The organism is Phormidium sp. FACHB-592, from assembly GCF_014695795.1.
In the GTDB taxonomy this organism is placed as follows: domain Bacteria; phylum Cyanobacteriota; class Cyanobacteriia; order Leptolyngbyales; family Leptolyngbyaceae; genus Stenomitos.
On the sequence record NZ_JACJOZ010000074.1, the window covers coordinates 112,774 to 137,133 of the forward strand.

22 protein-coding genes and 1 tRNA gene are annotated in these 24,360 nt (G+C 49.5%); 12 read left to right on the forward strand and 11 right to left on the reverse strand.

Going from position 1 to position 24,360, the window contains the following annotated elements:
- The first annotated feature begins 8 nt into the window (after positions 1-8).
- Positions 9-719 carry a lysozyme inhibitor LprI family protein gene (locus H6F86_RS19390; RefSeq protein WP_190450343.1) on the forward strand — a complete coding sequence of 237 codons (711 nt, stop codon included), beginning with the start codon at positions 9-11 and terminating at the stop codon, positions 717-719.
- 16 nt (positions 720-735) lie between these two features.
- Here H6F86_RS19390 and H6F86_RS19395 read toward each other — a convergent pair whose 3' ends face one another.
- The 4 genes from H6F86_RS19395 to H6F86_RS19410 all read right to left on the reverse strand — a co-directional run bounded on the left by H6F86_RS19395 (position 736) and on the right by H6F86_RS19410 (position 2,845).
- Positions 736-1,065 carry a VOC family protein gene (locus tag H6F86_RS19395; RefSeq protein ID WP_199305385.1) on the reverse strand — a complete coding sequence of 110 codons (330 nt, stop codon included), beginning with the start codon at positions 1,063-1,065 and terminating at the stop codon, positions 736-738.
- Positions 1,066-1,128: 63 nt separating this feature from the next.
- Positions 1,129-1,656, reverse strand: a complete 528-nt coding sequence (locus tag H6F86_RS19400; protein ID WP_190450345.1) for an opioid growth factor receptor-related protein — start codon at positions 1,654-1,656, stop codon at positions 1,129-1,131.
- A gap of 143 nt (positions 1,657-1,799) precedes the next feature.
- Positions 1,800-2,582 carry an ADP-ribosylglycohydrolase family protein gene (locus tag H6F86_RS19405; RefSeq protein ID WP_190450346.1) on the reverse strand — a complete coding sequence of 261 codons (783 nt, stop codon included), beginning with the start codon at positions 2,580-2,582 and terminating at the stop codon, positions 1,800-1,802.
- A gap of 178 nt (positions 2,583-2,760) precedes the next feature.
- A tRNA-Ser gene (locus H6F86_RS19410) sits at positions 2,761-2,845 on the reverse strand.
- Positions 2,846-3,050: 205 nt separating this feature from the next.
- On the opposite strand from H6F86_RS19410, the gene H6F86_RS19415 reads away from it, so the two are divergent.
- The 7 genes from H6F86_RS19415 (at position 3,051) to H6F86_RS19445 (ending at position 8,470) form a co-directional block, all read left to right on the forward strand.
- The gene (locus H6F86_RS19415) at positions 3,051-3,419 is read left to right on the forward strand and encodes a 2Fe-2S iron-sulfur cluster-binding protein (protein WP_190450347.1); all 369 of its coding nucleotides are present in this window, start codon (positions 3,051-3,053) and stop codon (positions 3,417-3,419) included.
- Positions 3,420-3,422: 3 nt separating this feature from the next.
- On the forward strand, positions 3,423-3,971 hold the full coding sequence (locus H6F86_RS19420; RefSeq protein ID WP_190450348.1) for a thermonuclease family protein: 549 nt from the start codon (positions 3,423-3,425) through the stop codon (positions 3,969-3,971).
- Between the two features lie 127 nt (positions 3,972-4,098).
- Positions 4,099-4,935 (forward strand): inositol monophosphatase family protein, encoded by an 837-nt coding sequence (locus tag H6F86_RS19425; RefSeq protein WP_190450349.1) that lies wholly within the window; start codon positions 4,099-4,101, stop codon positions 4,933-4,935.
- Positions 4,936-5,114: 179 nt separating this feature from the next.
- Positions 5,115-6,089: a DnaJ domain-containing protein gene (locus tag H6F86_RS19430; protein WP_190450350.1), complete on the forward strand. Its 975-nt coding sequence runs from the start codon at positions 5,115-5,117 to the stop codon at positions 6,087-6,089.
- Positions 6,089-7,342: an ATP phosphoribosyltransferase regulatory subunit gene (locus H6F86_RS19435; RefSeq protein ID WP_190450351.1), complete on the forward strand. Its 1,254-nt coding sequence runs from the start codon at positions 6,089-6,091 to the stop codon at positions 7,340-7,342. Before H6F86_RS19430 ends, H6F86_RS19435 begins: the two co-directional genes overlap by 1 nt.
- A gap of 70 nt (positions 7,343-7,412) precedes the next feature.
- Positions 7,413-7,640 carry a 4Fe-4S dicluster domain-containing protein gene (locus tag H6F86_RS19440; protein ID WP_190450352.1) on the forward strand — a complete coding sequence of 76 codons (228 nt, stop codon included), beginning with the start codon at positions 7,413-7,415 and terminating at the stop codon, positions 7,638-7,640.
- A gap of 98 nt (positions 7,641-7,738) precedes the next feature.
- Positions 7,739-8,470, forward strand: a complete 732-nt coding sequence (locus tag H6F86_RS19445; RefSeq protein ID WP_190450353.1) for an ABC transporter ATP-binding protein — start codon at positions 7,739-7,741, stop codon at positions 8,468-8,470.
- 40 nt (positions 8,471-8,510) lie between these two features.
- On the opposite strand, the gene H6F86_RS19450 is transcribed toward H6F86_RS19445, so the two are convergent.
- The 4 genes from H6F86_RS19450 to H6F86_RS19465 form a co-directional block, all read right to left on the reverse strand.
- Positions 8,511-8,873 carry a DUF6464 family protein gene (locus H6F86_RS19450; RefSeq protein WP_190450354.1) on the reverse strand — a complete coding sequence of 121 codons (363 nt, stop codon included), beginning with the start codon at positions 8,871-8,873 and terminating at the stop codon, positions 8,511-8,513.
- A gap of 353 nt (positions 8,874-9,226) precedes the next feature.
- Positions 9,227-11,314: an elongation factor G gene (fusA, locus tag H6F86_RS19455; RefSeq protein WP_190450355.1), complete on the reverse strand. Its 2,088-nt coding sequence runs from the start codon at positions 11,312-11,314 to the stop codon at positions 9,227-9,229.
- 198 nt (positions 11,315-11,512) lie between these two features.
- Positions 11,513-12,067 (reverse strand): tRNA (adenosine(37)-N6)-threonylcarbamoyltransferase complex ATPase subunit type 1 TsaE, encoded by a 555-nt coding sequence (gene tsaE, locus H6F86_RS19460; protein ID WP_190450356.1) that lies wholly within the window; start codon positions 12,065-12,067, stop codon positions 11,513-11,515.
- Positions 12,068-12,245: 178 nt separating this feature from the next.
- Positions 12,246-13,613 (reverse strand): gluconeogenesis factor YvcK family protein, encoded by a 1,368-nt coding sequence (locus tag H6F86_RS19465; protein WP_190450357.1) that lies wholly within the window; start codon positions 13,611-13,613, stop codon positions 12,246-12,248.
- Positions 13,614-14,070: 457 nt separating this feature from the next.
- Here H6F86_RS19465 and H6F86_RS19470 point away from each other — a divergent pair, with 457 nt between their 5' ends.
- Both H6F86_RS19470 and H6F86_RS19475 read left to right on the forward strand, forming a co-directional pair.
- Complete coding sequence (locus H6F86_RS19470) at positions 14,071-14,853, forward strand: ATP-binding cassette domain-containing protein (protein WP_190450358.1); 783 nt, start codon at positions 14,071-14,073, stop codon at positions 14,851-14,853.
- 140 nt (positions 14,854-14,993) lie between these two features.
- Entirely contained in the window at positions 14,994-16,265 is a 1,272-nt protein-coding gene (locus H6F86_RS19475; RefSeq protein WP_190450359.1) for an MlaD family protein, read from the forward strand.
- Between the two features lie 124 nt (positions 16,266-16,389).
- Here H6F86_RS19475 and H6F86_RS19480 read toward each other — a convergent pair whose 3' ends face one another.
- The 3 genes from H6F86_RS19480 to rffA form a co-directional block, all read right to left on the reverse strand.
- On the reverse strand, positions 16,390-16,677 hold the full coding sequence (locus H6F86_RS19480; RefSeq protein WP_190450360.1) for a DUF3288 family protein: 288 nt from the start codon (positions 16,675-16,677) through the stop codon (positions 16,390-16,392).
- Positions 16,678-16,878: 201 nt separating this feature from the next.
- Complete coding sequence (locus H6F86_RS19485; protein ID WP_190450361.1) at positions 16,879-18,174, reverse strand: glycosyltransferase family 4 protein; 1,296 nt, start codon at positions 18,172-18,174, stop codon at positions 16,879-16,881.
- Between the two features lie 16 nt (positions 18,175-18,190).
- Positions 18,191-19,462 carry a dTDP-4-amino-4,6-dideoxygalactose transaminase gene (gene rffA / locus H6F86_RS19490; protein WP_347240720.1) on the reverse strand — a complete coding sequence of 424 codons (1,272 nt, stop codon included), beginning with the start codon at positions 19,460-19,462 and terminating at the stop codon, positions 18,191-18,193.
- 2,227 nt (positions 19,463-21,689) lie between these two features.
- Between rffA and H6F86_RS19495 the strand changes: the two genes are divergently transcribed.
- Together H6F86_RS19495 and H6F86_RS19500 are read left to right on the forward strand one after the other, a co-directional pair.
- The gene (locus tag H6F86_RS19495; RefSeq protein WP_190450362.1) at positions 21,690-22,280 is read left to right on the forward strand and encodes a hypothetical protein; all 591 of its coding nucleotides are present in this window, start codon (positions 21,690-21,692) and stop codon (positions 22,278-22,280) included.
- A gap of 182 nt (positions 22,281-22,462) precedes the next feature.
- Positions 22,463-24,277, forward strand: coding sequence for a penicillin-binding protein 2 (locus H6F86_RS19500; protein ID WP_190450363.1), 1,815 nt, complete (start codon positions 22,463-22,465; stop codon positions 24,275-24,277).
- Positions 24,278-24,360 lie beyond the last annotated feature (83 nt).

Sequence of the window (24,360 nt, forward strand, 5' to 3'; positions counted from 1 at the left end):
CAACGTCTATGTCAACGTCTATCAATCGCTTTGGGCTTTACACCGCTCTGGCTGGTCTAGCTAGTGTTATCGTCCTCAGTCAGGCAACCCAACTGGCTGCAAACACGTTACTATCAGCGCCTTGGCAGAGCCTCTTTGAGGGAGAATCGCTTATTGCCCAGCAACCCGATTGCAACAACCCTCCAACCCAGACAGTGATGAACCTCTGTACTGACTTGAGATATGAAGCAGCCGATCGCGCCTTAAATCGCGCTTATCAAGCGCTAATGCCTAATCTTTCCGCCATGCGCCGCCAAAAGCTGACCGATGCTCAACTGCGCTGGATTAAATTTCGCGATATGGAATGCACCTTTGTGGGTAGTCTGGTAGAAGGCGGCTCGATGCAACCCATGATCGTCTCAGGGTGTAAAGGGCATGTGACACAACAGCGCACCACTGATTTGAAAGCCTATCTGTCCGGACGGCAGCGTACGAGTGGTGTCAGCTATAAAATAGCCGATCGTCAGCTTAATCAGCTTTACCAAAAACTCAGGCAAGGGTTAGAACCCGATCGCAAACGCAAACTAGCAACCGCCCAATTTGCCTGGATTGCTTTTCGTGACTCTGCCTGTGGCTTTGAGGCAAGCGGCGGTGGCAACGCAGCACGTAATCAATGCTTAACGCGACTCACCAATCAACGCAATCAGCAGTTACAGACATATTTGACGGTTGATCGCTAACAGTTTAGTAAAGTAGCTAGCGGTTCCCTTCAACCAACTCTAGCTGATGTCCATCTGGATCAGAGACCACAGCCCGTAACCCCCACTGGCTCTCCTGCATTGGCGATACAATCACGCCGTTAATCGCCTGCAAACGTGCGATCGTCGTCACCAAAGATTTGACCCGAAAGCCAAGACGAACTCCTAGCGTTTTGTTTGCACTACCCTGTGGATAAATTTCTAGCACAAGCGTACCGATCGTAGCGGCTAGATGTTCTGGTCCAGAGCCATGCTGCTCACGAGACAACGCTATCCCCAATGCTGCATAGAAACGGAGTGCTCTTTCTAGATCAACAGAACGAAGCACAACCAAATTCAGGTCTATGTTTGTGCTTAGAGACTCCATACCACTTAACGCAACCTTGAAGCACTACAGCACTTTGCTGACAGCATCTTTCCAATAGGCGTAACTACGCGAATCGATTGCATCAGATGTAGTCTTATAAATCTGAGTGAGACATTGGAAAAAGGCTTGCGCGTAAGCGTCCAACCCTAGCAGTCGTAAGCTAGTCAAAATTCTAGTGATGCGAAGGTGATTGTGGTTGCCCCAGTTCAACCAGTTCTCTCGTCGCGCTGGAAACGTTTCAGCCGTTGTAACGCTAATTGCACCATTGTCTTCAGCATACTGCAAGCCGTAAAACCGCAATAGATGCTTGAATGACTTGAGCAAACGGTTTTTGAGGTCGTCACTCGCGTTAAATGTCTCAATATCGACCTTAGTTAGCACAGGAGCGTCTGGATTAAAGCGGCTCTTTTCAGTAAGCGGGAAGAGCCACTGAATATAGGTATGCTCGTGTTCCAGCCACATATCATCCCACGCCCAAATGCTCTCGATTTTGCGCCCTTCTGTATCAGGACTCTGCCCTAAGTAAAAGTTTACGAGTTGTGAGTTGGTCATTATACTCAGGTTTCGTGTAGGTCAAGGTCTGCGCGGCAGCGAAGGCTAGTGTAGGAAAGCCTGTTTACCGCCAGCAGTCCTGTTCAGCTAGCACTTTACCTGCAATTATTTCTACTCTAGCCGTCTACTAGTCTATTTGCCTGCTAAGGGTTTTTGCCATACTGCGTCGCGAACTTTTCGACAATGCCGTTCAAATGTCGATCGAGTCGAGCGATCGTTTCCTGCGCGATCGCCGCTGGGACATCGCCATAAAAGGCTTCAGCAATGCCACCCGTAATGCAGGTGAGTGTATCGGTATCGCCCCCCAAAGACACTGCATTGCGAATCGCGTCCTCAAAATCAGTAGAGTCTAGAAAGGCAACGATCGCTTCTGGTACGGTTTCCTGGCAAGACTCATTGAAGCGATACGTTGGGCGAATCGTATCGACCGTTCGATCCAGGTTATAGCCAAACTGCGTCTCAATATAGGCTTTGATGCCCGCTTTACCATGTCCAGTACGACCCAAAAAGATCGCGGCTGCCGTTGCCTGTGCCCCTTTGATGCCCTCCGGGTGGTTGTGGGTCACTTCAGCCGTGTCTTTTGCCACTTGCAACACGGTTTCCAGATCATTAAAGGCAAAGCCAACGGGGCTGACTCGCATCGCAGAACCGTTGCCCCAACTGTTATAGGGTTCTAAGGCATCTGACGCTGCCCAGGCAGAAAATCTGCCGCCATAGCTGCCCATTGGATTGGGGTAGCGGCGGACGTATGCTTGCAAGGTCTGACGATAATCGCCGTTGTGCAAAATGGCATCCGCGATCGCCACCGTCAGAATGGAATCATCTGTAAAGGCGCTGCGATCGCTAAACAGCGGAAAGTCCTTTGTCTTGACGTTCGCAAATTCGTAAATGGAACCGATGATGTCGCCTGCGATCGCCCCTAGCATAAGCTGTCCTTCTCATTGCTGCTGCGCCAATTGATATGTGATAGACAGACAGCTAAAAAGCCTCAACTGCAATCAACGGACACATGATCAAAAAGTATTGAGGGCGTGAAGCCTTATTTAGTAGGTATATCAACTTTCCGAAAAAGCTGAAACCACCTCTGTGTATAAATTTCAAGAACGGAGAGAGAGGGATTCGAACCCTCGTTAAGTTGCCCTAAACAGCATTTCCAGTGCTGCGCCTTCAACCACTCGGCCATCTCTCCACATCGCTGTGCTGTGTCATCAGTCACAGAATTATTATCCTAGCAGAACCAGGTAAACTTTAGACATGGGATTGGTAAGAGAAGGGGAACGTTCAAAGCTATGGCTTGCTTCTCCAAAAAAGTCGAGTCAAAGCTGCAAGCTAACGTGCGTTCACTCGGCTTCTAAAACCAATCGTTGATCAGCAGCAATCTTAACGCTTAAGCTATGGCGCATTTCTACACTGTCCGTATTCGCGATCGTCGCACCAATCAACTCCACAGCGTGCAGGTACCGGACGATCGCTACATTTTGCACACAGCGGAAGCACAAGGTATAGAACTGCCCTTTGCCTGCCGCAACGGTGCCTGCACTACCTGCGCGGTACGCGTCATCACTGGAGAGCTTTATCAGCCGGAAGCAATGGGTTTATCGCCCAAGCTTCAGAAACAAGGCTATGCGCTGCTGTGTGTCAGCTATGCTCGCTCTGACCTTGAGGTCGAAACTCAAGATGAAGATGAAGTTTACGAGCTTCAGTTTGGTCGCTACTTTGGCAAGGGCAAAATAAAAGCAGGACTGCCGCTAGATGAAGACTAGAGTATGGACGATGCAAAAGGGGTTGCTTGGGTACGCTGGAAAAGCTTAATTTTTAAGCTTGCCGTTTTAATCTTCCTTACTGGCTGTCAGCCTGCGGCTTCGTCACAAGGTTTTCATGCTGAAGTCAAGCAAATCTTGAATGGACGAGAGTTTGAAGTGGCAGGCGTACCGACCCAACCTGATCTGACCGAGCGCATTCGGTTAGAAGGAATCGACGTGCCTGATGTTGGGCAACAACCCTGGGGCACAGCAGCAAAAGCTCACTTAGAAAAACGCCTGTTTCACCAGACAGTGCGGTTGGAAACCGATGCTGAACCACGTGATGAGATCGGGCGGCGACTGGCTTACGTTTGGCAAGGCAGCGTACTACTCAACGAAGCGTTAGTCGCAGACGGCTATGCGTTAGCGACACCGCATCTGCCCAATAGTAAGTATGATCAACGGCTTGCCCGTGCCCAAGAGCGCGCTAGAGTTTTAGGTTTGGGCATCTGGAATGCCGATCAGTCCATGCGAGTCAGCCCAGCAGAGTTTCGCAGCCAGCGGCGGCGGTAGCGGAGAAGAGTGAGAAAGTGAGAAGCTAAAGCATCTTTATTGGTTACGAAAAGAGACAATAAGCAGTAGGCAGTTGGAAAAAAGCTGAAAGCCGAATGAACGTAACCCTCTACTCCTTATCTGCCATATGATTTCTGATTCTAACCAGCTCCAAATTTTTCTTGATGTTGCTACAGAAGCCGCGCTAGCAGCGGGTGCCATTTTGCAAGATTACTGGGGGAACCTGGAGGCGATCGAAGAGAAAGGTCGCCCCGGCGATCTAGTGACAGAAGCAGATAAAGCAGCCGAAGCCGCGATTTTGCAGATTTTGCATCGTCATGTACCTGATCACAAAATCCTGGCGGAAGAATCAGGTTCGTTGGGCAATCAAGAGAGTGCTTATCTGTGGGCGATCGACCCGCTCGATGGCACCACTAACTATGCTCACCAGTACCCTGCTTCAGCCGTTTCAGTCGGACTGCTCATTGACGGCATACCGCAAGTGGGGGCAATCTTTGATCCGTTTCGGGAGGAGTTGTTTCGTGCTGCCAAAGGGTTCGGAGCTACACGCAACCGTCGTCCCATCCGCGTGTCAGACACAGCTGCACTAGAGAAAAGTTTGCTAGTCACGGGCTTTGCCTACGATCGTCGCCAAACCACGGACAACAACTACGCTGAATTTTGTCACTTAACCCATCTCACCCAGGGCGTACGGCGTAGCGGTTCTGCTGCCCTGGATTTAGCATACATCGCCTGCGGTCGCCTCGATGGCTACTGGGAACGTGGACTATCGCCCTGGGATATGGCAGCCGGGATCGTGCTGGTCGAAGAAGCCGGGGGCACCGTGACAGCATACGATCGCAGCCCACTTAACATTAGTTCTGGACGTATCCTGGCAACCAACGGACCGCTTCATATCAGTTTGAGCCAGGCATTGCAGGATGTGCCGCCGTTAGCAGCGTGGGGAGTAAGGAGTAGGGAGTAGGGAGCAGGAATGGGTTTTACCGCCTGCCATATTTCTTATAAACAAAAAATTAAATTGGTATCAAAACAGCAGACCTAGCTTTTCTTTCTCGTCAGTTTGGTACGCTACGCTAGCATTCAGCTTGCCCAGTGGGTATTACACTAGAAGGAATTTCTCACGGCAGGCAAGCGGGTTGCACCATGTCTTTCCAAATTGAGCGCGGACTATTTCTTCTAGACTTCACAGACAATCACGCCATCTTGGGAGTAGCTGTGGATGCTGAAATTAAAGATATTCGTAAGCGATACCTCAAAATTGCTCGACGACTACACCCAGACAGCGCGGCTTCTGAAACGGAAGCAGCACGGCAGCAGGCAAGCGAGCTGTTGTCGAAGCTGGTCAACCCCGCCTGGGAAAAACTCTCGCAGGAACGCGATCGCAGTGAATACATGATCATGCTGAAGCTCAAAGGGCAGCAAGGGCTAAGACAGCAGAGCGAGCTAGAACTCGGCAACCTGGCAAAACAGCTCTCTACCACTGCTAACCCTGATCACTTCTATGCGACATCACTTAAAGATTTGGCATCCAGGCAGTATGAGGAATTAGACCAGATGCTGGAAATAACGGCTCAGTTGAGCGAGTTAAATCTGGTTTATCTGATGCGTAAAGAGTCAACAGGTGAACTCAAAACAGGGGAGAAAAAAGTACTGTACACAGGCAGCAATATCCCTGATTCCGGTGTGGGAGTACGATCGTCGCAGGCTTCTGCCCCTGCCCCACCACCACCGCGCGAATCGCAGGCTGACCAATACTATCGTCGCGCCGAGTCATATGTTGCCAAGAGTAATTTCGCTCAGGCAACCCTGGAATTACGCGATGCGCTTCAAGCTGACCCTAATAACAGTCGTTGTCATAGCTTAATGGGTATGATTTACCTGAAGCAAAATCAAGGGACAATGGCAAAGATTCACTTCAATAAAGCATTGCAGCTCGACCCGGAAGATCCAATGGCGCAGCAAGGCAAACAGCAGTTAGAGGGTGCTCAAAATCCGGCTAGCAAAGGAGCTGGCACGGCTGCAAAGGCTAAGGCATCTCCACCAAAAGCAACGTCAGCAAAGAAGGATGACAAGTCAGGTGGTGGTCTATTTGGTCTGTTTGGCGGGAAGAAAAAGTAATGGTATATCAACCCCCAGCGGGTGCCAGAGATTTACTACCTCTGGATGTAGCTCAAAAGCGTTGGATTGAAGACCGCCTCCAGCAGGTGTTTCAGCGCTGGGGCTATCACCGCATCATCACTTCGACGTTAGAACGGCTGGATACTCTCATGGCAGGCGGAGCTATCCAACGATCGACCGTTCTCCAACTCCAAGAGGCAGACGATGAGCAGCTCGGTCTGCGTCCAGAACTGACGGCATCGATCGCCCGTACCGCCGTTACCCGGATGGCAGGCTCTACCCATCCCCTGCGTCTTTACTACAATGCCAACGTGTTTCGACGAGCGTCAGAAGGCGGCTATAGTCGGCAGCAGGAGTTTTATCAGGCAGGTGTAGAGCTGGTTGGTGCGGGTGGGCTGCTGGCAGATGCAGAAGTGTTGCTGCTAGTGCTGGACTGTCTTCGCAACTTAGGCTTGCAGCAGTGGTCAGTGATTTTGGGCGAAGCTGGACTCACCCGATCGCTCCTTTCGATCTTTCCTACCGCCCTACGCGATAAGGTCAGGCAGGCAATTGCCAGGCTCGATCGACTCACGCTAGAAGCACTCCCTATGTCGCCAGCACTGCGCGAACGGGCAATGCTGCTGCTCGACCTACGTGGACGACCTGCTGACGTGCTGCAACGCCTCGCTACAATCGACTTAGATGCCTCTCAACAGGAAGCCGTCAACAACTTAAAATCATTGGTGGACTTGCTTCAAACGAGCGATCGTCCCGATCCTGCCGTTCCCCCAGCCGACAACCTTATCCTCGACCTCAGCCTCATCCGTACCCTGGACTATTACACAGGCGTTGTCTTTGAAGTTGTCAGCACCAGCACAACAGGACAACAAGTGCTAGGGCAAGGCGGTCGCTACGATCAGCTTTTGGGTCTGTATCATCCTGAAGGACAGACTCATCCTGGTATTGGTTTTGCCCTACAGATTGAGCATCTGCATCAAGTTCTGTTGCCGACAGGGCAGTTACCCCAGCAAACTACCACCAGTGACTGGCTCATTGTGCCCGATAGCCCACAGGCTTACACGGCGGCTCTCGCCCATGCTCAAACGTTGCGCGACTCTCCCACTGCTCCGACCGTCGAATTAGACCTGGGCGGTCGCGATGCCGCTGCTATTCACGAGTATGCCCGTCGTCGTCGCATCGCTCAGGTTGCCTGGGTGAAGCCCGATGGCAAAACTGTGACTGAACCCGTCAGCCAGCAATTGCAGAGTGACTAACTACTGGTTGTGAATATCTTTCTTTCCCACAATCAACGACCGAAAAACCCCAACTTTTAGAGAGAACACTGTGTCGCATACGATCGTTACAAATATCTGCGAGGGCGTTGCCGACTGCGTGGATGCCTGCCCTGTTGCCTGCATCCATCCTGGTCCTAGTAAAAATACTAAAGGCACTGATTGGTACTGGATTGACTTTGCAACCTGCATTGATTGCGGCATTTGTTTGCAGGTCTGTCCTGTGGAGGGAGCGATCGTCCCCGAAGAACGCCCTAGCTTGCAAGAAACACCAGAATAAAGTTTTGAGTTTTGAGTTTTGGTCAACAGCCAAAACTCTCTTCGCTTCCCCTACTCCCCCTACTCCCCCTGCTTCCCCTACGCCTCCCTCACCCTCTCATGCCTGACTCTCATCCCTTGCTCGAAGTTCAAAATGTCTTTGCTGGCTACATCAAAGATCTGGACATCTTGCAAGGGGTAAATTTCAAGCTTTATCCTGGTGAATTGGTTGCTGTCATTGGTCCGAATGGCGCAGGCAAATCGACTCTGGCAAAAACGATTTTTGGGCTACTGGCTCCGCATACGGGTAGCCTGATCTTCAAAGGCAAAAGCATTGCAGGGCTGAAGCCTGACCAAATTGTGCAGCTTGGCATGGGCTACATTCCCCAGATCGCCAACGTGTTTCGATCGCTCACGGTAGAAGAAAACCTGGAAATGGGGGCTTTTGTACATAAGGTGCCGCTGCAAACCCTCAAAGATGAAATTTTCACCACGTTTCCAGCGCTGGCAAGTCGTCGTCGTCAGCGGGCAGGCACGCTTTCAGGTGGTGAACGGCAAATGCTAGCAATGGGCAAAGCGCTCATGCTCAAACCAAGCCTGCTGTTGCTGGATGAACCATCGGCAGCATTGTCACCGATTCTGGTTAACAGTGTCTTTGAGCAGATTAAACGCATTAATCAGAGCGGTACCGCGATCGTCCTTGTAGAGCAAAACGCCCGTAAGGCGTTGGAGATGGCAGACCGGGGCTACGTTTTAGAAGCAGGGCGAGATCGCTTTGAGGGACGCGGTATCGACCTGCTGAATGACCCGAAAGTTGGCGAACTCTACTTGGGCGCAACAACTGCACACTAAGAACGAGCCAAGCTTGGATGTCATTAACAGCCTTTACTGCTTATGACATCGCAACGGGTTGATAATCAGTGCAGCCATCGCACGGTCCACTAGGCTTAACAGCACACCGAAGCAGTGCCGAGTGAGCGTTATACCGACAAGAGCGATCGCCGATCCCCCCTTGCCCATCGTTAAAGCTTTCCTCTGCTAATGCCTCAAACGTCTGGACATAAAGCGCGATTTTATGCAGATGGTAGCGCCCCGACTGCAGTTGATAGCGATGTCTACGCTCTAGGATCAAGTAGGTCTGCCCCTCCCATTCCAGACAGGCTCCGGGTTGAGGATTACAGTCTAAATACAAATGCCCTAGCGTTGAGCAGGAGTGGCTCAAAATAACTTCTGTGGGCAGAGAAGACAAACCCATAGCAAACCTATAGCGACAAACTGCCGAAAAATTGGATCATCACACACCAAAAAGTCCTGCGCGATGTCGGGCTGATAGCAAAACTGCTAGGTAGAGTAAATTGAAAGCGTTGCAAGACTATCCCCCGTTTTCATCACCCTGATTTAGAGCGAACGAACGGGGGAAGTAATACTGAGAGAATGGATTAAGGCTACTGGTACATGCGGTCGCGCAAACGGCGCACAAGACTCTAGACGCACCCGGTTAAAACAAAAACAGCATTAAGGAACCAGAAGCTAGATAGGTTCAATCACCTTGACCTCTAGCTTCTGATTCCTGCTTATCCCTCTTACATCAAAGGTATACCTTCAACACTACGAAGCGGCAGCTTGACGTTCTTTTGCCTCCTTAATGACCACTTCAGCAATGTTGCTTGGGCATGGAGAGTAATGAGAGAACGACATAGAGAACTGACCTCGCCCAGAGGTCATCGTACGCAGGTCACCAATGTAGCCAAACATTTCGCTCAACGGCACATCCGCTTTAATACGGGCACCCGTTGCGCCAGTTTCCTGCGATTTCATCATGCCACGACGACGATTGAGATCGCCAATGACATCACCCATGTAGGTATCTGGCGTAAACACATCCACATTCATAATCGGCTCAAGCAACTGCGGGGCAGCCTTAGGAATAGATTGCCGATACGCAGCTTTGGCAGCGATTTCAAACGCCATTGCTGACGAGTCAACTGGGTGGAACCCACCTTCTGTCAGCGTGAACTTCAAGTCTAGGCAGGGGAAGCCAGCCAGAACACCTTTTTCGATACAGCTTTCAAAGCCTTTTTCAACAGCGGGCCAGTATTCTCTTGGAACGCTGCCTCCTGTCACCTTTGACTCAAACTGAAAGCCACTGCCCGGTTCGCCAGGTTCAATGATGTAGTTAATCTTGGCATACTGACCTGAACCACCAGACTGCTTCTTGTGGATGTAGCCATCTTCGAGACGCTTGGTAATCGACTCGCGGTAGGCAACCTGTGGTTTACCCACTTCGACTTCGACGCCATGAGTGCGCTTAAGAATGTCAACTTTGATGTCTAAATGCAGTTCACCCATACCTTTAAGGATGGTTTCGCCGCTTTCTTCATCCGTCATCATGTGAAACGAAGGATCTTCCTGCACCATCTTGCTGAGGGCAATCCCCATTTTTTCTTCGCCACCTTTGGTCTTAGGTTTGACCGCGATCGAAATCACAGGTTCAGGGAAGACCATTGGCTCTAGAGTCGCAGGATTTTTGGGATCGCAGAGAGTGTGACCAGTTTGGACATTCTTCATACCGACGATCGCAATAATGTCGCCCGCTTGAGCCGAGTCGATTTCTTCACGCGAATTAGCGTGCATCTCCACCAGTCGGCTGACCCGCTCGGTTTTACCCGTAAAGGTATTGAGGATAGTGTCACCCTTAGTGATCTTGCCGGAGTAGAGCCGCGTGAAGGTCAGGGCACCAAAGCGATCGTCCATAATTTTGAACGCAAGTGCGCGCAGCGGCTTCTCTGGATCGACAACAGCAAACGTGCCTGTTTCATTACCTTCTAGATCGACCTCAGGCTGCGGCTTAACTTCCATTGGGTTGGGCAGATAGTCCACAACAGCGTCCAGCACCAACTGCACGCCCTTATTCTTAAAGGACGAGCCGCAGTAGGTGGGGAAGAACGCTCGATCGCGGGTGCCCTTGCGGATACAGCGCTTCAAGGTATCAATGTCAGGCTCTTCCCCTTCCAGGTACTTTTCCATGACCTCATCGTCTTGCTCAACAGCAAGTTCAATGAGCTGTTCGCGGTACATTTCGACCTGATCGACCATATCCGCAGGTACATCTTTGATCACGTAGTTCATCGGATCGCCGGATTCATCCCAGATCCAGGCTTTGCGGGTCAGCAGATCGACTACGCCCGAAAACTTCTCTTCCACGCCAACTGGTAGCACCATAACCAGCGGTTTGGCAGCCAGAACGTCATTCACTTGCTTGACAACACGGAAGAAATCGGCACCCGTGCGATCGAGCTTATTGATGTAGATAATGCGGGCGACTTCAGAGTCGTTTGCATAGCGCCAGTTCGTTTCAGACTGCGGCTCGACTCCACCTGATCCACAAAACACGCCAACGCCACCATCCAACACCTTGAGCGAGCGATAAACTTCAATAGTGAAGTCAACGTGTCCAGGAGTGTCAATGATGTTCAGTTGGTGGTCGTTCCAAAAGCAGCTTGTTGCAGCAGACTGAATGGTGATACCACGCTCTTGTTCTTGTTCCATGAAGTCTGTCGTTGCCGCACCTTCATGTACTTCACCAATTTTGTGGATCTTGCCTGTCAGTTTCAGGATGCGTTCAGTTGTGGTCGTTTTACCAGCATCAACGTGAGCGAAAATGCCAATATTGCGATAACGAGTGAGGTCTTTCATGGTTACTCTCTAAATTAAATGCGACACGCTAATGGTGACCACCTGCAAGCGTTACTTAAGAAAATCGGTGTTGTCGTAGCCAGTATGAGCTGGATCTCAATCACTCGGAACCGTAAGGAATCCTTTTCTACGCTCACAGCGCCATTTCTAATTGTAAAGTGTTGCGATGTAAATTGTAGACGAAGGCTTGGTACGGATTTACAGATAAACAGTGGACGGGCGATCGTCGTCTCCCAAAACACCAGTCGCAGCTAAAACAGCATCCCATTGACCGTGATTGTCTTGACCATGATCATCCTGACCGCTATTGCCCTGACTGATCGCACGTATTGTTAGGTGACGACCCCTATTCACATCATAAATCAGGTGGATCGCCAAATAGTTGGCAGGCTTATAGGGTAAGCGTTCTGCCCATTCGATCGCTACGATGCCTAGTTCAGCCTCGGTGCCATCCCAATAGGTTTCTAGAGAAAGTTCAGCCGTTGCCGTTTTGTTCAAACGATACAAATCGAGATGGTAGAGCGGTAAACGTCCCTCGAAGTATTCATTAATCAGCGTAAAGGTGGGGCTGTCGATCGTGTCTTGAATGCCCAACCCTTCCCCAAGGCCCTGCACCAACGTCGTTTTACCGCTGCCCAGTTCACCCTCTAGCAACAACACACTTCCTGCTGGCAACGTCTGTCCCAGCGCAACGCCCAGCGATCGCGTCGCCGCTGCATCTGACAGAAAAATAGTGGTCGCTTGATCCTGCATTGGCTGCTTTATAAGTTGGAGCAGAGGGTTCGTTAGTTGTTGGTTGTAGATAGAAGCAGGTAACAGAGGGACAAGTGAGGCTAAGGCGGCAAGGGAAGCAGAGGAAGCAGGGCAAACCTCAAAACTTCATCCCTTGTATTTCATCCCTCATCCCTTATACTTCATCCCTCATCTCTCCTCAAAGCCCCTCTACCCGACTGTACCAGCGTAACAGGACCCGGGCTAGCTGTTGGGGATCGTGGCGGATGAGTCCCGTTTGTTCGTCTTCGTCCATCACATTTGCCAGTACGATCCGACGCCCCATGCGGACAACGACATCACGATCGAGGGGTACAGGATTGGAGTTTTCTTGAGCATAACGAATGTGTGCCCTTGCAGAAGGGATCTTCTTTTGCACCAGTACGGCTCCAAACAAGGATCGACCACATGCCTGATCGATCGCTCGAATATGGTCACCGACGCTGTAGCCCTGGGTTTCACCTTCCTGAGTCATGATATTGCAGACATAGATGCGGGGCACATCGCGCTGAGCGATCGCGGCAGTAATCTCTGGCACTAACAAGTTGGGAATAATGCTGGTGTACAAACTACCCGGACCAATAATAATGTAATCGGCTTCCTCAATGGCTCTCAGCGCTTTGGGCAACGCGGGTGGATTCGCAGGTATACAGCCGATTTTGACGATCGCGCCATTCGCTTCGGTAATGCTCGATTCGCCCTCAATGTAGCGACCATCTGCTAACTCTGCCCACAGCCGCACATCGCTTAAGGTAGCAGGCAGTACTTGTCCACGCACTGCCAACACACGAGAACTCGCGGCGATCGCCTGTTCTAGATCACCTGTCACCTCACTCATTGCTGTCAGGAATAGATTGCCGAAGCTATGTCCCATCAGCCCATCACCCGCCTTAAAGCGGTACTGAAAAAGCTCAGTCAGCAGCTTTTCTTCGTCTGCTAGCGCTGCCAGACAGTTACGAATGTCGCCTGGAGGCAGCACGCCAATTTCGCGCCGTAGCCGCCCAGACGAACCACCATCATCCGCCACAGTCACAATCGCCGTGATGTTAGCGCTGTAGCGCTTCAAGCCCCGCAGCAGATTCGATAACCCAGTGCCACCGCCAACCACGACAATGCGTGGACCACGATGCAAGCGTCGGTGCGTTAGTAGGACATCAATCAACTCCTCGTCACCGTCAGGCATCAGCACTTCGGTAATCGACCCAAGTGTGCGTGTCTGCCCCCACCAGACCAGCAAAAAGCCCAACAGCATCGCCAGCGGACCACTAATGTAGCTGGGAATCACATCAGTGATTTCGTCAAGAATTTGCCCTAAAATCTGAGTCGTATAAAAAACTGGTGTTAACTTGAGCCAGACCGCGAACCCAAGGGTTGTTAGCAGTACGCCGCTTGCGCTTAACAGCAACCAGCGCTTCACAAATAAACCAGGAGCCAACCATTTAAACCATTGGTTCACACGATTGGGCGTACGGTGACGTGATTCGTGCCGCAGCACATGGAGCGCCTGTTTGAGTAAACCAAAGGTCATGGCAGATTACGCATGGGAAAGAAAAAACAGGTCGATGAAGCGAAAGTGGCACTGTGCCTAGCAGCAGAATAGCGTAACTTCATTACCTTCTATGGACTGTTATGGACTCTTCGTTTTGCTTGACGGTTCCATCTGTTTAGCATCGTCTGGGTGAGTGCGATCGCTCTCCATGCCACACGAACCACTCTTCACTCCCTGTAGCTGCCTCTGCAAGCACCAAAGCCGTAGGGTTAACCAACGCGCTAACATAATAGCCAATACTTTATTGATTACTCTCCGGCAACAAGTCTTGTCTGATAAAGTCTTAAAAGCAGTGCTCTGAACAATCTGAATTACCTGGACTGCGCTAAAGTCGAATGTCTTACTTAATCTGGACTGATTCAGCTTTCACCGATACTAATGGGGCATCAGCAATTTACAGCCTTAGATTGCCAAGGATTGTCTGGCGCACATCCTAATGGCTGAACCACTGATTGAGCTAAAACAAGTTTCAAAGGCATTTGGCAAAAATGTCGTGCTGGATGCGGTCGATCTAACGATTTACCGTGGCGAAGCCGTAGCCATCATTGGTCCTTCAGGAACGGGCAAATCGACTATTCTGCGCTTGATTGCTGGTCTGCTCGCGCCAGATGCCGGCGAAATTTATGTGCAGGGGCAGCTACGTAAAGGGTTGATTGAAGATGCACAAGACCCGATCGGCATTGGGATGGTGTTTCAACAGGCGGCACTTTTCGATTCGCTGACAGTAGATCAAAATGTCGGGTTTTTACTGTACGAGCATTCTCGCCTCTCACGACGGCGGATTCGAGAGTTGGTCATCAAGCGGCTGGAGATGGTGGGCTTGGCAAACGTCAGCGATCGCTACCCATCCGAGCTTTCCGGCGGAATGCGAAAACGGGTCAGTTTTGCGCGAGCCATCATGGCAAACCCAGATAACCCCAGAGATTCACCAGAAGTACTGCTATATGACGAACCCACCGCAGGACTTGATCCAGTTGCTTCTACCGTAATTGAAGATTTGGTGCGGCAGCTTCAGTGTGTAGAAGGGGGATGTGGCACTTATGTTATGGTGACTCACCAGGAGAGTACCATTCGTCGCACCGCTGATCGGGTTGTCTTTTTGTATCACGGCAGAGTGCAATGGCAGGGCACTGTGCAAGCTGTGAGTACAACCGACAATCCTCTCATTCGTCAGTTTTTTAGTGGCAGTATAGATGGACCGATACAGGTAACTGGGTAATAGAAGGCAAAAGGCAGAAGGTAGAAGGCAAAAGGAAAAGGAGAAAGGGAAAATGATTGGTTGAGCTAGCTTTTGCAGGCTGTAGGCTCGGTCTAAAGTCACTCTTTCTCCAATGTTTCCCTACTTAGTGAGGACTCATCATGCGATCGCGAACCGTTCGGGAAGGCTCTGTTGGCTTATTTATCCTTGCAGGATTAGGGCTCTTTGTTGGCTTAATCTTCTGGATACGGGGTATCAGCGTAGGCAATCGTGGCTATAAAGTAGTCATTGACTTTGCCAATGTCGCTGGGATGGAAGTGGGCACAGTTGTCCGCTATCGTGGCGTAACGGTGGGCAAGATCAGTAAAACGCGACCTGGACCCAATGGGGTCGAAGTTGAAGTGGAGATTTCTCCGGCGGATCTACTCATTCCTAGTGATGTGACGGTCGAGGCAAACCAGTCTGGTTTATTAGGCAGCACGGCTATCGACATTACACCCCGTAGGCAATTGACTGCTGAGGTAGACGCAAAACCGTTGGATGCTCAATGTAATAACGCTCTCATTCTCTGCGACGACACTCGTTTATCGGGTCGAGTAGGAGTCAGCGTCGATGAATTGATTCGCTCCTCCATGATGTTTGCCAACGCTTACAGTAATCCTGCGTTTGTGGCAGATGTGCAAGCTGTCACCAGAAACAGCGCCCGAGCCGCCGCCGAAATTGCCGCCTTGAGCCGCGAGTTTAAGGGAGTTGCGACAGTGGTGAAGCAGCAGGTATCTACACTATCAACTTCGACGCGCAACGTCGATCGCACAGTGACAAAACTGGGTCTCACTGCTGATCAGGTCAATGGGCTGCTGTCAACTAACCGCTCAAATCTAGTCAGCACGTTGGATAACATTAACGTGATTACAACGCAGCTTCGGACAACAGTGACTAATCTAGATCCGATCGTTACCCAGGTTCAGCAGGGGCAGCTATTGCGAAATCTAGAAATCCTGTCTGCTAATTCGGCTCAAGCTTCTGCAAATCTTCGCGATGTGTCTACGGCTCTCAACAGCCCTTCTAATCTGACGGTGCTTCAACAAACGCTCGACTCTGCAAGAGCTACATTCCAAAACGTGCAAAAAATCACGTCTGACATGGATGAATTGACAGGTGATCCAGCATTTCGCCTCAACTTGCGGAATCTGGTTAATAACCTGAGCGGTCTAGTATCATCATCGCAACAGCTTCAGCAACAGGCTCAGTTGGCACAAATCCTGACGCCGATCGCTCAAGCCACTGCTGACAGTAGCAACTCAACCTCCACTAATCAGACCCGCAGTCCTAGCGACTTGGTAGAACCAAGTCTTCCTGCTACACAGAAAGCAGCGATTACCAAAGAGTTGTCACGCCAAGAGCCGTTAAGCAAAGAAGCATTGAGCAACTAGCGGTCAGCCCTACCAGGCAGACGCAAGTAACGGGGATAAATCATAAGGGTGAGCTAGCGGCGAGCAGCAGACAGCGCACAAACGCTGTGCGTATCCGTCGCAGCACTAAGACAGACACTCATACTTAACTCCAATCATCCCGCTTACTCCCCCGCCCTTTGTACACTTGAGCAGCAGCATGAATTTGACGAGTTTTAGCATTGAGGGCATCGTCAGTCAGGTTCCATTGTTGCAGCACCTTCTCCAGATCTGCCTGAATATCGCGCGCGCCCGGAAAACTACAATAACGAAGCCGCAGGCGAGCGAGTTCTGCCAGGTTATAGTCAGTAGGCGCTTCAGAAAGCAAGGTGTTAACGATCTGGCGATCGCTGCTCCATTGGGGGTGCTGCTGATCTTTTTGCGGTTGAGCCATAAGCGGGTTGCAGGTAATTGGGTAGGCAAGTCTTAGCGTGCAAAGCGATCGCCATCTTAAGATAACAGCGTGGTTATCATTCTACTGCGGTAGCAGCACACAGAGCGATCGACAGCAAAATGCTACCTTCCTATCGCTACATTTTGAACACTACCTGAATGTCTTATCTGATCTACAAGTCTCCTACTATCTGCAAATCATTCATGTAGTGCCTTGTTTCAGGTTATTGATTACTGCAACAGATGGTTTAGGCTGCTGCATCGTCTCACGCATAATCTCAAGAATGCGATCGGTTTTAGAATCCCAATCGAAATAGCTTTCTGTCACCCGTTTTGCACTGCCTCTTCCAAGCTTGTGCCTGAGTTCCGGTGATTCAGCCAACCGCAGCATTGCCTCAGCTAAACCATCAACAAACCCCTGACGTGAACTGGGTTCAACTAAAAGACCACAGGAGTCATTCACAAACAGCCCCGGACCTGCCCAGTTCGTTGCGATAAGCGGCAACCCCATTGCCATGACTTCTAAAATGGCATTCCCACCACACTCGCGCAGAGATGGAACTACGTAGACCTGGCAGTTACTAATTAACTTAATGCTATTTTCTAGCGTTAAGCGTCCATGAAAGTTAACTTTATCTTGCAACCCAAGCGCTGCTACTTGCGCTTTCGTTGCCTCTAACAGCACTCCATCACCAATTAACTCCAGCACCGCATTGGCTTTGGGCGCAACTTGCTTAAAAGCTTCCACTAAAAACTGTACCCCTTTCCAATCCACGAAACGGGCAAAGAAAACAAAGCGTACGGGTTGATCAGGCGCAAGGTCGGTTTGTGTGACGGGTTGACAAAGCGATAAATCAACTCCGCTTTCTTCCACTCTATAGACTTTGCCTCGATAGCCTTTTGGCAAGGCTGCTGCCGTCAAATCGTTGCCAACAATCAACGCATTCGCCTGCAGTTTACCCGGCACTAGAAGATGACCAAGCTGAGATAAAGCACGTCCCACTTGAATTGATAAGCGAGTACTTGGTGAATCCATGTAGCGAAAAGCTGGTGGAAACTCTAAGCCACCACACATTGGTCCGATCACAACCGGCACGCCTAGACCGTACATACAACTAAGCCCTTTTGGCGTAATGGGAGTGGGCTCAAAGACCAGATCAATGTCGTGTTCTTTCACTAGTTGCTGTACTACCGCTCTTGCATGGCGTTGCGACAGCAGATTGATCATTTGCCCGAAAATCAAGTCTTCAATGCGATACGGAAAAAAACTACCCAATTTATAGGTCAGACGTTGCGATCGCGTATCTTCAATAAAGTGAAATTTCTGGAAATCGTCATTATTAGGAAAAATGCTCCGAACTTCCTCGCGGCAGCGGGCATGAGTGACAACCCAAACCTGTACACCACGCTCCCGCAAACGGTTGAAATAATATAGTGGCAAGACCGACTCGCCACTCATGCGCTGTGAAACGTTCGGAGCAGTAATAATTACACGCATTGTTTTTATAAACCAATCAACTTAGGGGCGCAAAAGACAGAGCCGTATCTCGGACAGCTAATGCTTGCAAGACTAAAGCAATTACGTGATCGACTTCACTCGTGGTCAGTGCCGCACTAAGCGGTAGCCTCACAATGCGATCACAGATATCGTCCGTAACGCTAAGTTCACCTTGCGCTCGACCATACTTGCGTCCTGCAGGAGCACTATGGAGAGGTACATAGTGAAAGGTTGCTTGAACACCATACTGTTTGAGCGCAGCCAATACCTGTGTTCGTGTTTCGAGGTTATCGACTAGTAGGTAGTAGATATGAGCATTATGTTGGCATTCTAAAGGCACTGTTGGACGACGCACTTTACCCTGTAGCTCTAGTGGAGCGAATGCTCTGTCGTAGCGCTGCCAAAGCCCTAGACGTTGCTGTTTAATCTCATCTGCTTGCCCTAGCTGCGCCCATAGGAAAGCTGCCAGTAAATCGCTTGGCAGATAGGACGACCCCACATCAACCCAAGTATATTTATCTACCGCTCCTCTGAAAAACTGGCTCCGGTTTGTGCCTTTTTCCCAAATGATTTCGGCTCGTTCCATAAGTGCAGGATCATTGATAGCAAGCGCTCCACCTTCACCAGAGACGATGTTTTTGGTAGCATGAAAGCTAAAAGCTGCCATCTTCCCTAGACTACCTAGAGGCTGACTTTTATACATAGAGCCAAAGCCCTGAGCTGCATCTTCAATAATAGCGAGACCATGCTTTGTCGCTAATGCCTGAATAGCACTCATCTCACAACTGATGCCAGCATAGTGCACAGGCATAATCGCTTTAGTTTTAGACGTGATTGCGGCTTCTATAAGTGTTTCATCCAAGTTAAGAGTGTCTGGACGAATATCAACGAAAACTGGAATACCACCCCGTAAAACAACAGCATTAGCCGTTGAGACAAACGTATAGGATGGCATAATCACTTCATCACCAGGCTGAATATCAGCTAGGATGACTGCCATCTCTAGGGCAGCGGTGCATGAATGAGTCAATAAAACCTTTTGACTACCCAGTACTTGCTGTAACCAGTGCTGACACTTTTTGGTAAAAGCTCCATCACCAGCAATTTGTCTACTAGCAATCGCTTGAGCAATGTACTCCAACTCATGCTCAGTTGTATAGAGCTTACTGAATGGAATGCTGTTTAAGCTATCTTTGAGAGCAAGATTGATAGCAAGGTTATCCATAGGCAAAGGATTGCTTATAGTCTCGCTGTCATCAACGTATGCTGCCATATCAATTGTTTTCACTGTAACCTCTACAAGATGAATGGACATTGGTTTGCAATGCTCACACAAACCGTTATTAGGATGAAGCAGTTGCCACTCGTTTGCGCTAAAAGTAATAGTTTTCGATGCTAAGGCGGTTAGGAGACTGTGGATAGTGCAATCGAGCACTCATACTATTGATGCCTCAAGAGCAAAGAGCTGCTTTACGGAAATATCAAAGCAGCATTGGCTTTAAGACTGACGACATTTATACAAATGCCTCTTCTGCTTATTTGCTTATCTTCTATAGATTACCCTTTAGGAGAAAGTTACTATACTTACTAGCCCCTAACTTCATATTAATTTCGCTAGAGCTTTATCAGCTTCATCAGAGCTTTTTGAGCTTCATCTATCTTCTGCGATGGAAGTGGCATATTTAGAAATATAACTTTATGAAGGACCTAATGTAGCTAGGGAAAGTACGTACCTGAGGCGATGCCAAAGGTCACAGTATCTCAGCTTGGTAATGAGATACGAAAAGCTTAGGCATCAACTAATCTTGTAGAACTATTTTGGCGAAGCAGTTGGGTATTCTTTACAGACTATTTTTCAGTCTTTGAGCAACCTGTAAAATATAGTGGTTATACGCAGCTGAAGTAAACTAGATATCCAGTGATATTACTTAGACTAATAAAACTAAACCTAAATAGGCAGTCTAGTATTGTAGAGTTCTGATTGGGTATAAGTATGGTTAAACCTGATAGTGCTACAAAAGTAATGATGCTTTGTAGCGATAGATGAAAGACTCAATGGCACCAATATGATCTCTGCTGATTTTGAGAAAAAGTTTTGCGGACTGAGCGAGATACTTGTTGCCTCAATATACTGTTGAAGCGATAAATCTAGCTAGTTTTGCCTGTTCCTTTACCAACGGTTTGCTATCGTTTGCTGAGTAGAACGACTCCATAGGCGACCCAAAAACCTGTATGAGTTTTGGAAATTAGCAATTTAATTGCAGATGCTTTTCTGTTGCTCTGAATTTCTGATAGGAATGGATTTTGGTGCACTGGATTCAACAGAAAATATTTCTCATAGGGTTTTGCTGTTTCGTCAAAGCTTTGAAAGCTGTCTGCTATCAGAACGTAATTAATCTCTATAGAACAGGCTTATAAGCTCCGGTCTAAAGGTTATAGACATACTCTATTAATCTCAAGATTTGCTATCGAAACAGCTTTCGACATTTACATTAAATTCATCCAGCTAGAATTCCACTTTCCCAGCTGAATAACAGGCTTTGCAGACGCAATAGGACTACAATTGAAAATTTACGTCGCGAGCACGTATGAAGGTAGTATTTTCACCCTCTCCTCATAACGGTGTATACAGACCGACTTTAATTAAAGAAACGAGACAACCTAATTTACTTCTTTTGTAAATTTCTTCTCTATACACAATAAAGCAAAGTTGTACTTAATATCTCAAAAAGGAAAATTTTTACCGTATTTTTACATACTGTTCATCTAAGCAAGGGCAGAAAGCATACGTTAGTGGAAATAGCGAGAAGCGGCATTGCAATTTTAGAAGTACTCTGTACTGGTTTTTCAACGGTTCTCTATACCATGCATTGGTGCTTGCTAGTGATGCTTTGCTAATAGATGACCAAGGCGTAGCGGTATAAGTACTGAAAAGCCACGTTGACTTAGAATTACTCTTGCGTTGACCGATCGCCGTCTTAATAGTCTGCGGCTAGCGGGACGTAAGCTTGAAGACACCTCCATTGAACCGATCGCCGCACCCTGCTTGCCTCTAACGTGGCAGATATGGAAGTGAAAAACCTGGTCGTAGCACTCGTGCGCATACATCACAAAACTTTGTGCGACTCCAAGCCCAGGGAAATATTGAAAGATGCGGTTCGAGTGCTGCTGCCCTAGCTCAAGTTTGGGGATGCTCCTGTCCCGGCTTGCTTCAGCCTGCTATTCAATAAGGCTTAAGAAATTTAACCGTCAAGCTCAACGTGTTCGTCTTAGCCCATTTTATTTTTGTTTGAAAATCGAACGGTTGGAGTAGACTGACTGGTATTCTTGGTGCAGATCATGACTCTAGAAGCACTAGCGATAACGAAATGGGCTGCGATCGACGCATCATGCTCAAAGGTTGTCTCTGCACAAAGGATGGGGAACCTCAACCTTAATCTGGGTACGTTGAGTAGTACAGCGTGGCTCGCAACGAGGATAAGCTGTACGTGTGTTAAAGGAGTGATGAAGAGCTAATGTCTACTGCGTTTCGATCTGCCCCCCAAACTCGACGAACCCCTTCGACTCGTCGATCGCCTCTTTATCCAATGACAGCGAAGCAAAACCTTGGCACAAAAAGTGTTGGCAAGCCTAGCCCTCAGCAACGCTCATTGCATAGCGCCCCTCCAGCCTCTAGATTACCCCTGAGAGCAGTCTCGGCTCCAGCATCAGGAATGTCAGCGGTCAAACGGTTTCCGGCAACAGAGACTATGCCATTGTGGCTGCGCTTGCTGATTCAGGCGCAGCGTAGCTCTGTGGTCGTTGCGTTTGTACTGGTAACAGCAACGCTGTTTGTCTACAGCAGCACCGTTTATACTCAGCAGCTCTGGAGCAAGGAGTATCGCAAGCTCAAGACACTGACGCGGAACGAACGGGAGATGATTGCAACGAACGAAAGTTTGAAGAATCAATTAGCGCTCCAGGCAGGGCAACTAGGTTCAGGTTTAGTACCACAAACCCCTGACAGCACAATTTTTCTTCAGCCCGCTCTGCAACGCTCAGCAGCCAGTCCGAGCACTAACCTACCGCAAGCAGAAGCAGTTCCAAAAACGCCTTTGGGATATTAGTTGGTGCTGTTGTGGCGGTTCTCACCCAGCAAACATACACCGAAGTCCTACGCGCTGGCTTCACAGGCTATACCGCCAGTGCCTAAAAAAGTTTACACGACGATTCTCATTTGGATGCAGTATATCCTATACCTACATCCTGCCTTCACAAGCAACACCTCTACTTGATCAAGCAAGGCTCTATGAGTAATCCTCCTCGTTCTCTATCACCGCAGCGTGTGCGTCGCCTACCCATCGGCAGCCGCCCTAAACGGATCGACCGCACAGCGTTAGTGAATCAGCCAACGTTCCGACTGGTGCTAGTTTGGGGTGCGCTAACGGTAGGGTGCGGGCTGCTACTGCTGAACCTGGGTCGTCTTCAAATTGCGGAGGCTCCTGCATTGCAAAAGCTGGCACAAGAGCAGCAGATGCTTTATATGCGCCCCTTCGTGCCACGTCGTCAGATCATCGATCGCACCGGGACAGTTTTAGCGTTAGATCGTCCGGTCTATACCTTGTTTGCCCATCCCAAACTCTTTAAGGAATCCAAACAGGCGATCGCTGAGAAACTGGCTCCCCTTTTACAAAAATCGGCGGCTGACCTGACCAAAAAGCTTGATCAGGGTGAAACAGGCATTCGGGTAGAATATGCCCTTTCTGAAAGTGTAGCGGATCAGGTTGCGAACCTAAAAGCTGATGGATTGGAGCTACTGCAAAGCCAACAGCGGCTCTATCCTCACAAAGACATGGCAGCCGACGTGCTGGGCTATGTCAACGATGAGCATAAAGGGCAAGCAGGGCTGGAGTTGAGCCAACAACGCTTGCTAGAACGTATTGTTAGCCCAGTGCGGCTACGGCGTATGGGCGACGGTTCGCTGATGCCCGACCAAGTGCCCGGTGGGTTTCTAAATGTGGATGATTGGCAACTGCAACTCACATTAGATAGCCGACTGCAACGAGTGGCGATCGCAGCGTTACAGCAGCAGGTGACAAAGTTTGATGCCAAACGCGGCACTGTCATCGTGATGGATGTGCGTGATGGCTCACTTCTGACGCTGGCATCAACTCCGTCCTACGACCCCAACCAATACTTTAAATATCCCCTGGATCGCTTCAAAAATTGGGCGCTTTCTGACCTGTACGAACCGGGATCAACTTTTAAGCCGATCAATGTGGCGATCGCACTAGAAACTGGCTCTGTCAAACCTGACACCCCCTTTTATGACGAAGGGCAGATTCAGGTCAGCGGTTGGCCTATCCAAAACTTTGATTACTCAAGCTCAGGTGGTAGGGGAAACATTACTCTCTCAGAAATTTTGGAATACTCCAGCAACGTTGGTATGGTTCACGTCGTGCAGGAGATTAAACCCAGCGTGTATTACACCTGGCTGAAGCGTCTTGGGATGGGCGAACTTGTTGGCATCGACTTACCATCCGAGACAGCAGGACAGTTCAAAGACAAAAAGACCTTTCTAGAATCCCCGATCGAACGAGCAACAACTTCCTTTGGTCAAGGCTTTTCACTGACCCCCATTCACCTGGCTCAAATGCACGCTGTGCTAGCAAATGGCGGCAGGCTGGTCACGCCTCATGTCGTTCGAGGGCTGTTTGACAGCAAAGGGCAACCCTATTGGCAGCCCAACTTTCCCACGAAGCGCCCTGTCTTCTCTAAAGCAACGTCTCAAACTGTGATGGCGATGATGGAAGCCGTGGTTAGCAAAGGTACAGGCAAAAGTGCCCAGATTCCTGGCTACCGCATTGGTGGTAAGACTGGTACAGCACAAAAAGCTAATCCCAATGGCGGCTACCTCGATCGCGCTAAAATCACCAGCTTTGTAGGAGTTTTTCCCATTGAGTCACCGCGCTATGTTGTCCTTGCTGTGGTCGATGAACCTAAAGGTGGCGATGCGTTTGGCTCGACCGTCGCTGCGCCTATAGTCAAAGCCGTGATGGGAGCAATCATTAGCCTTGAGAAAATTCCTCCCAGCGTTTCAGTCACGAGTGAGGTGGGCAGGTAAGGAGTTAGGGAAGCAGAGAGAGCTAGGGAAGCAGGGGTATTGTAAAGGGGCTGTTCACGGTTGACTCCACTTTTTAGCGTTCA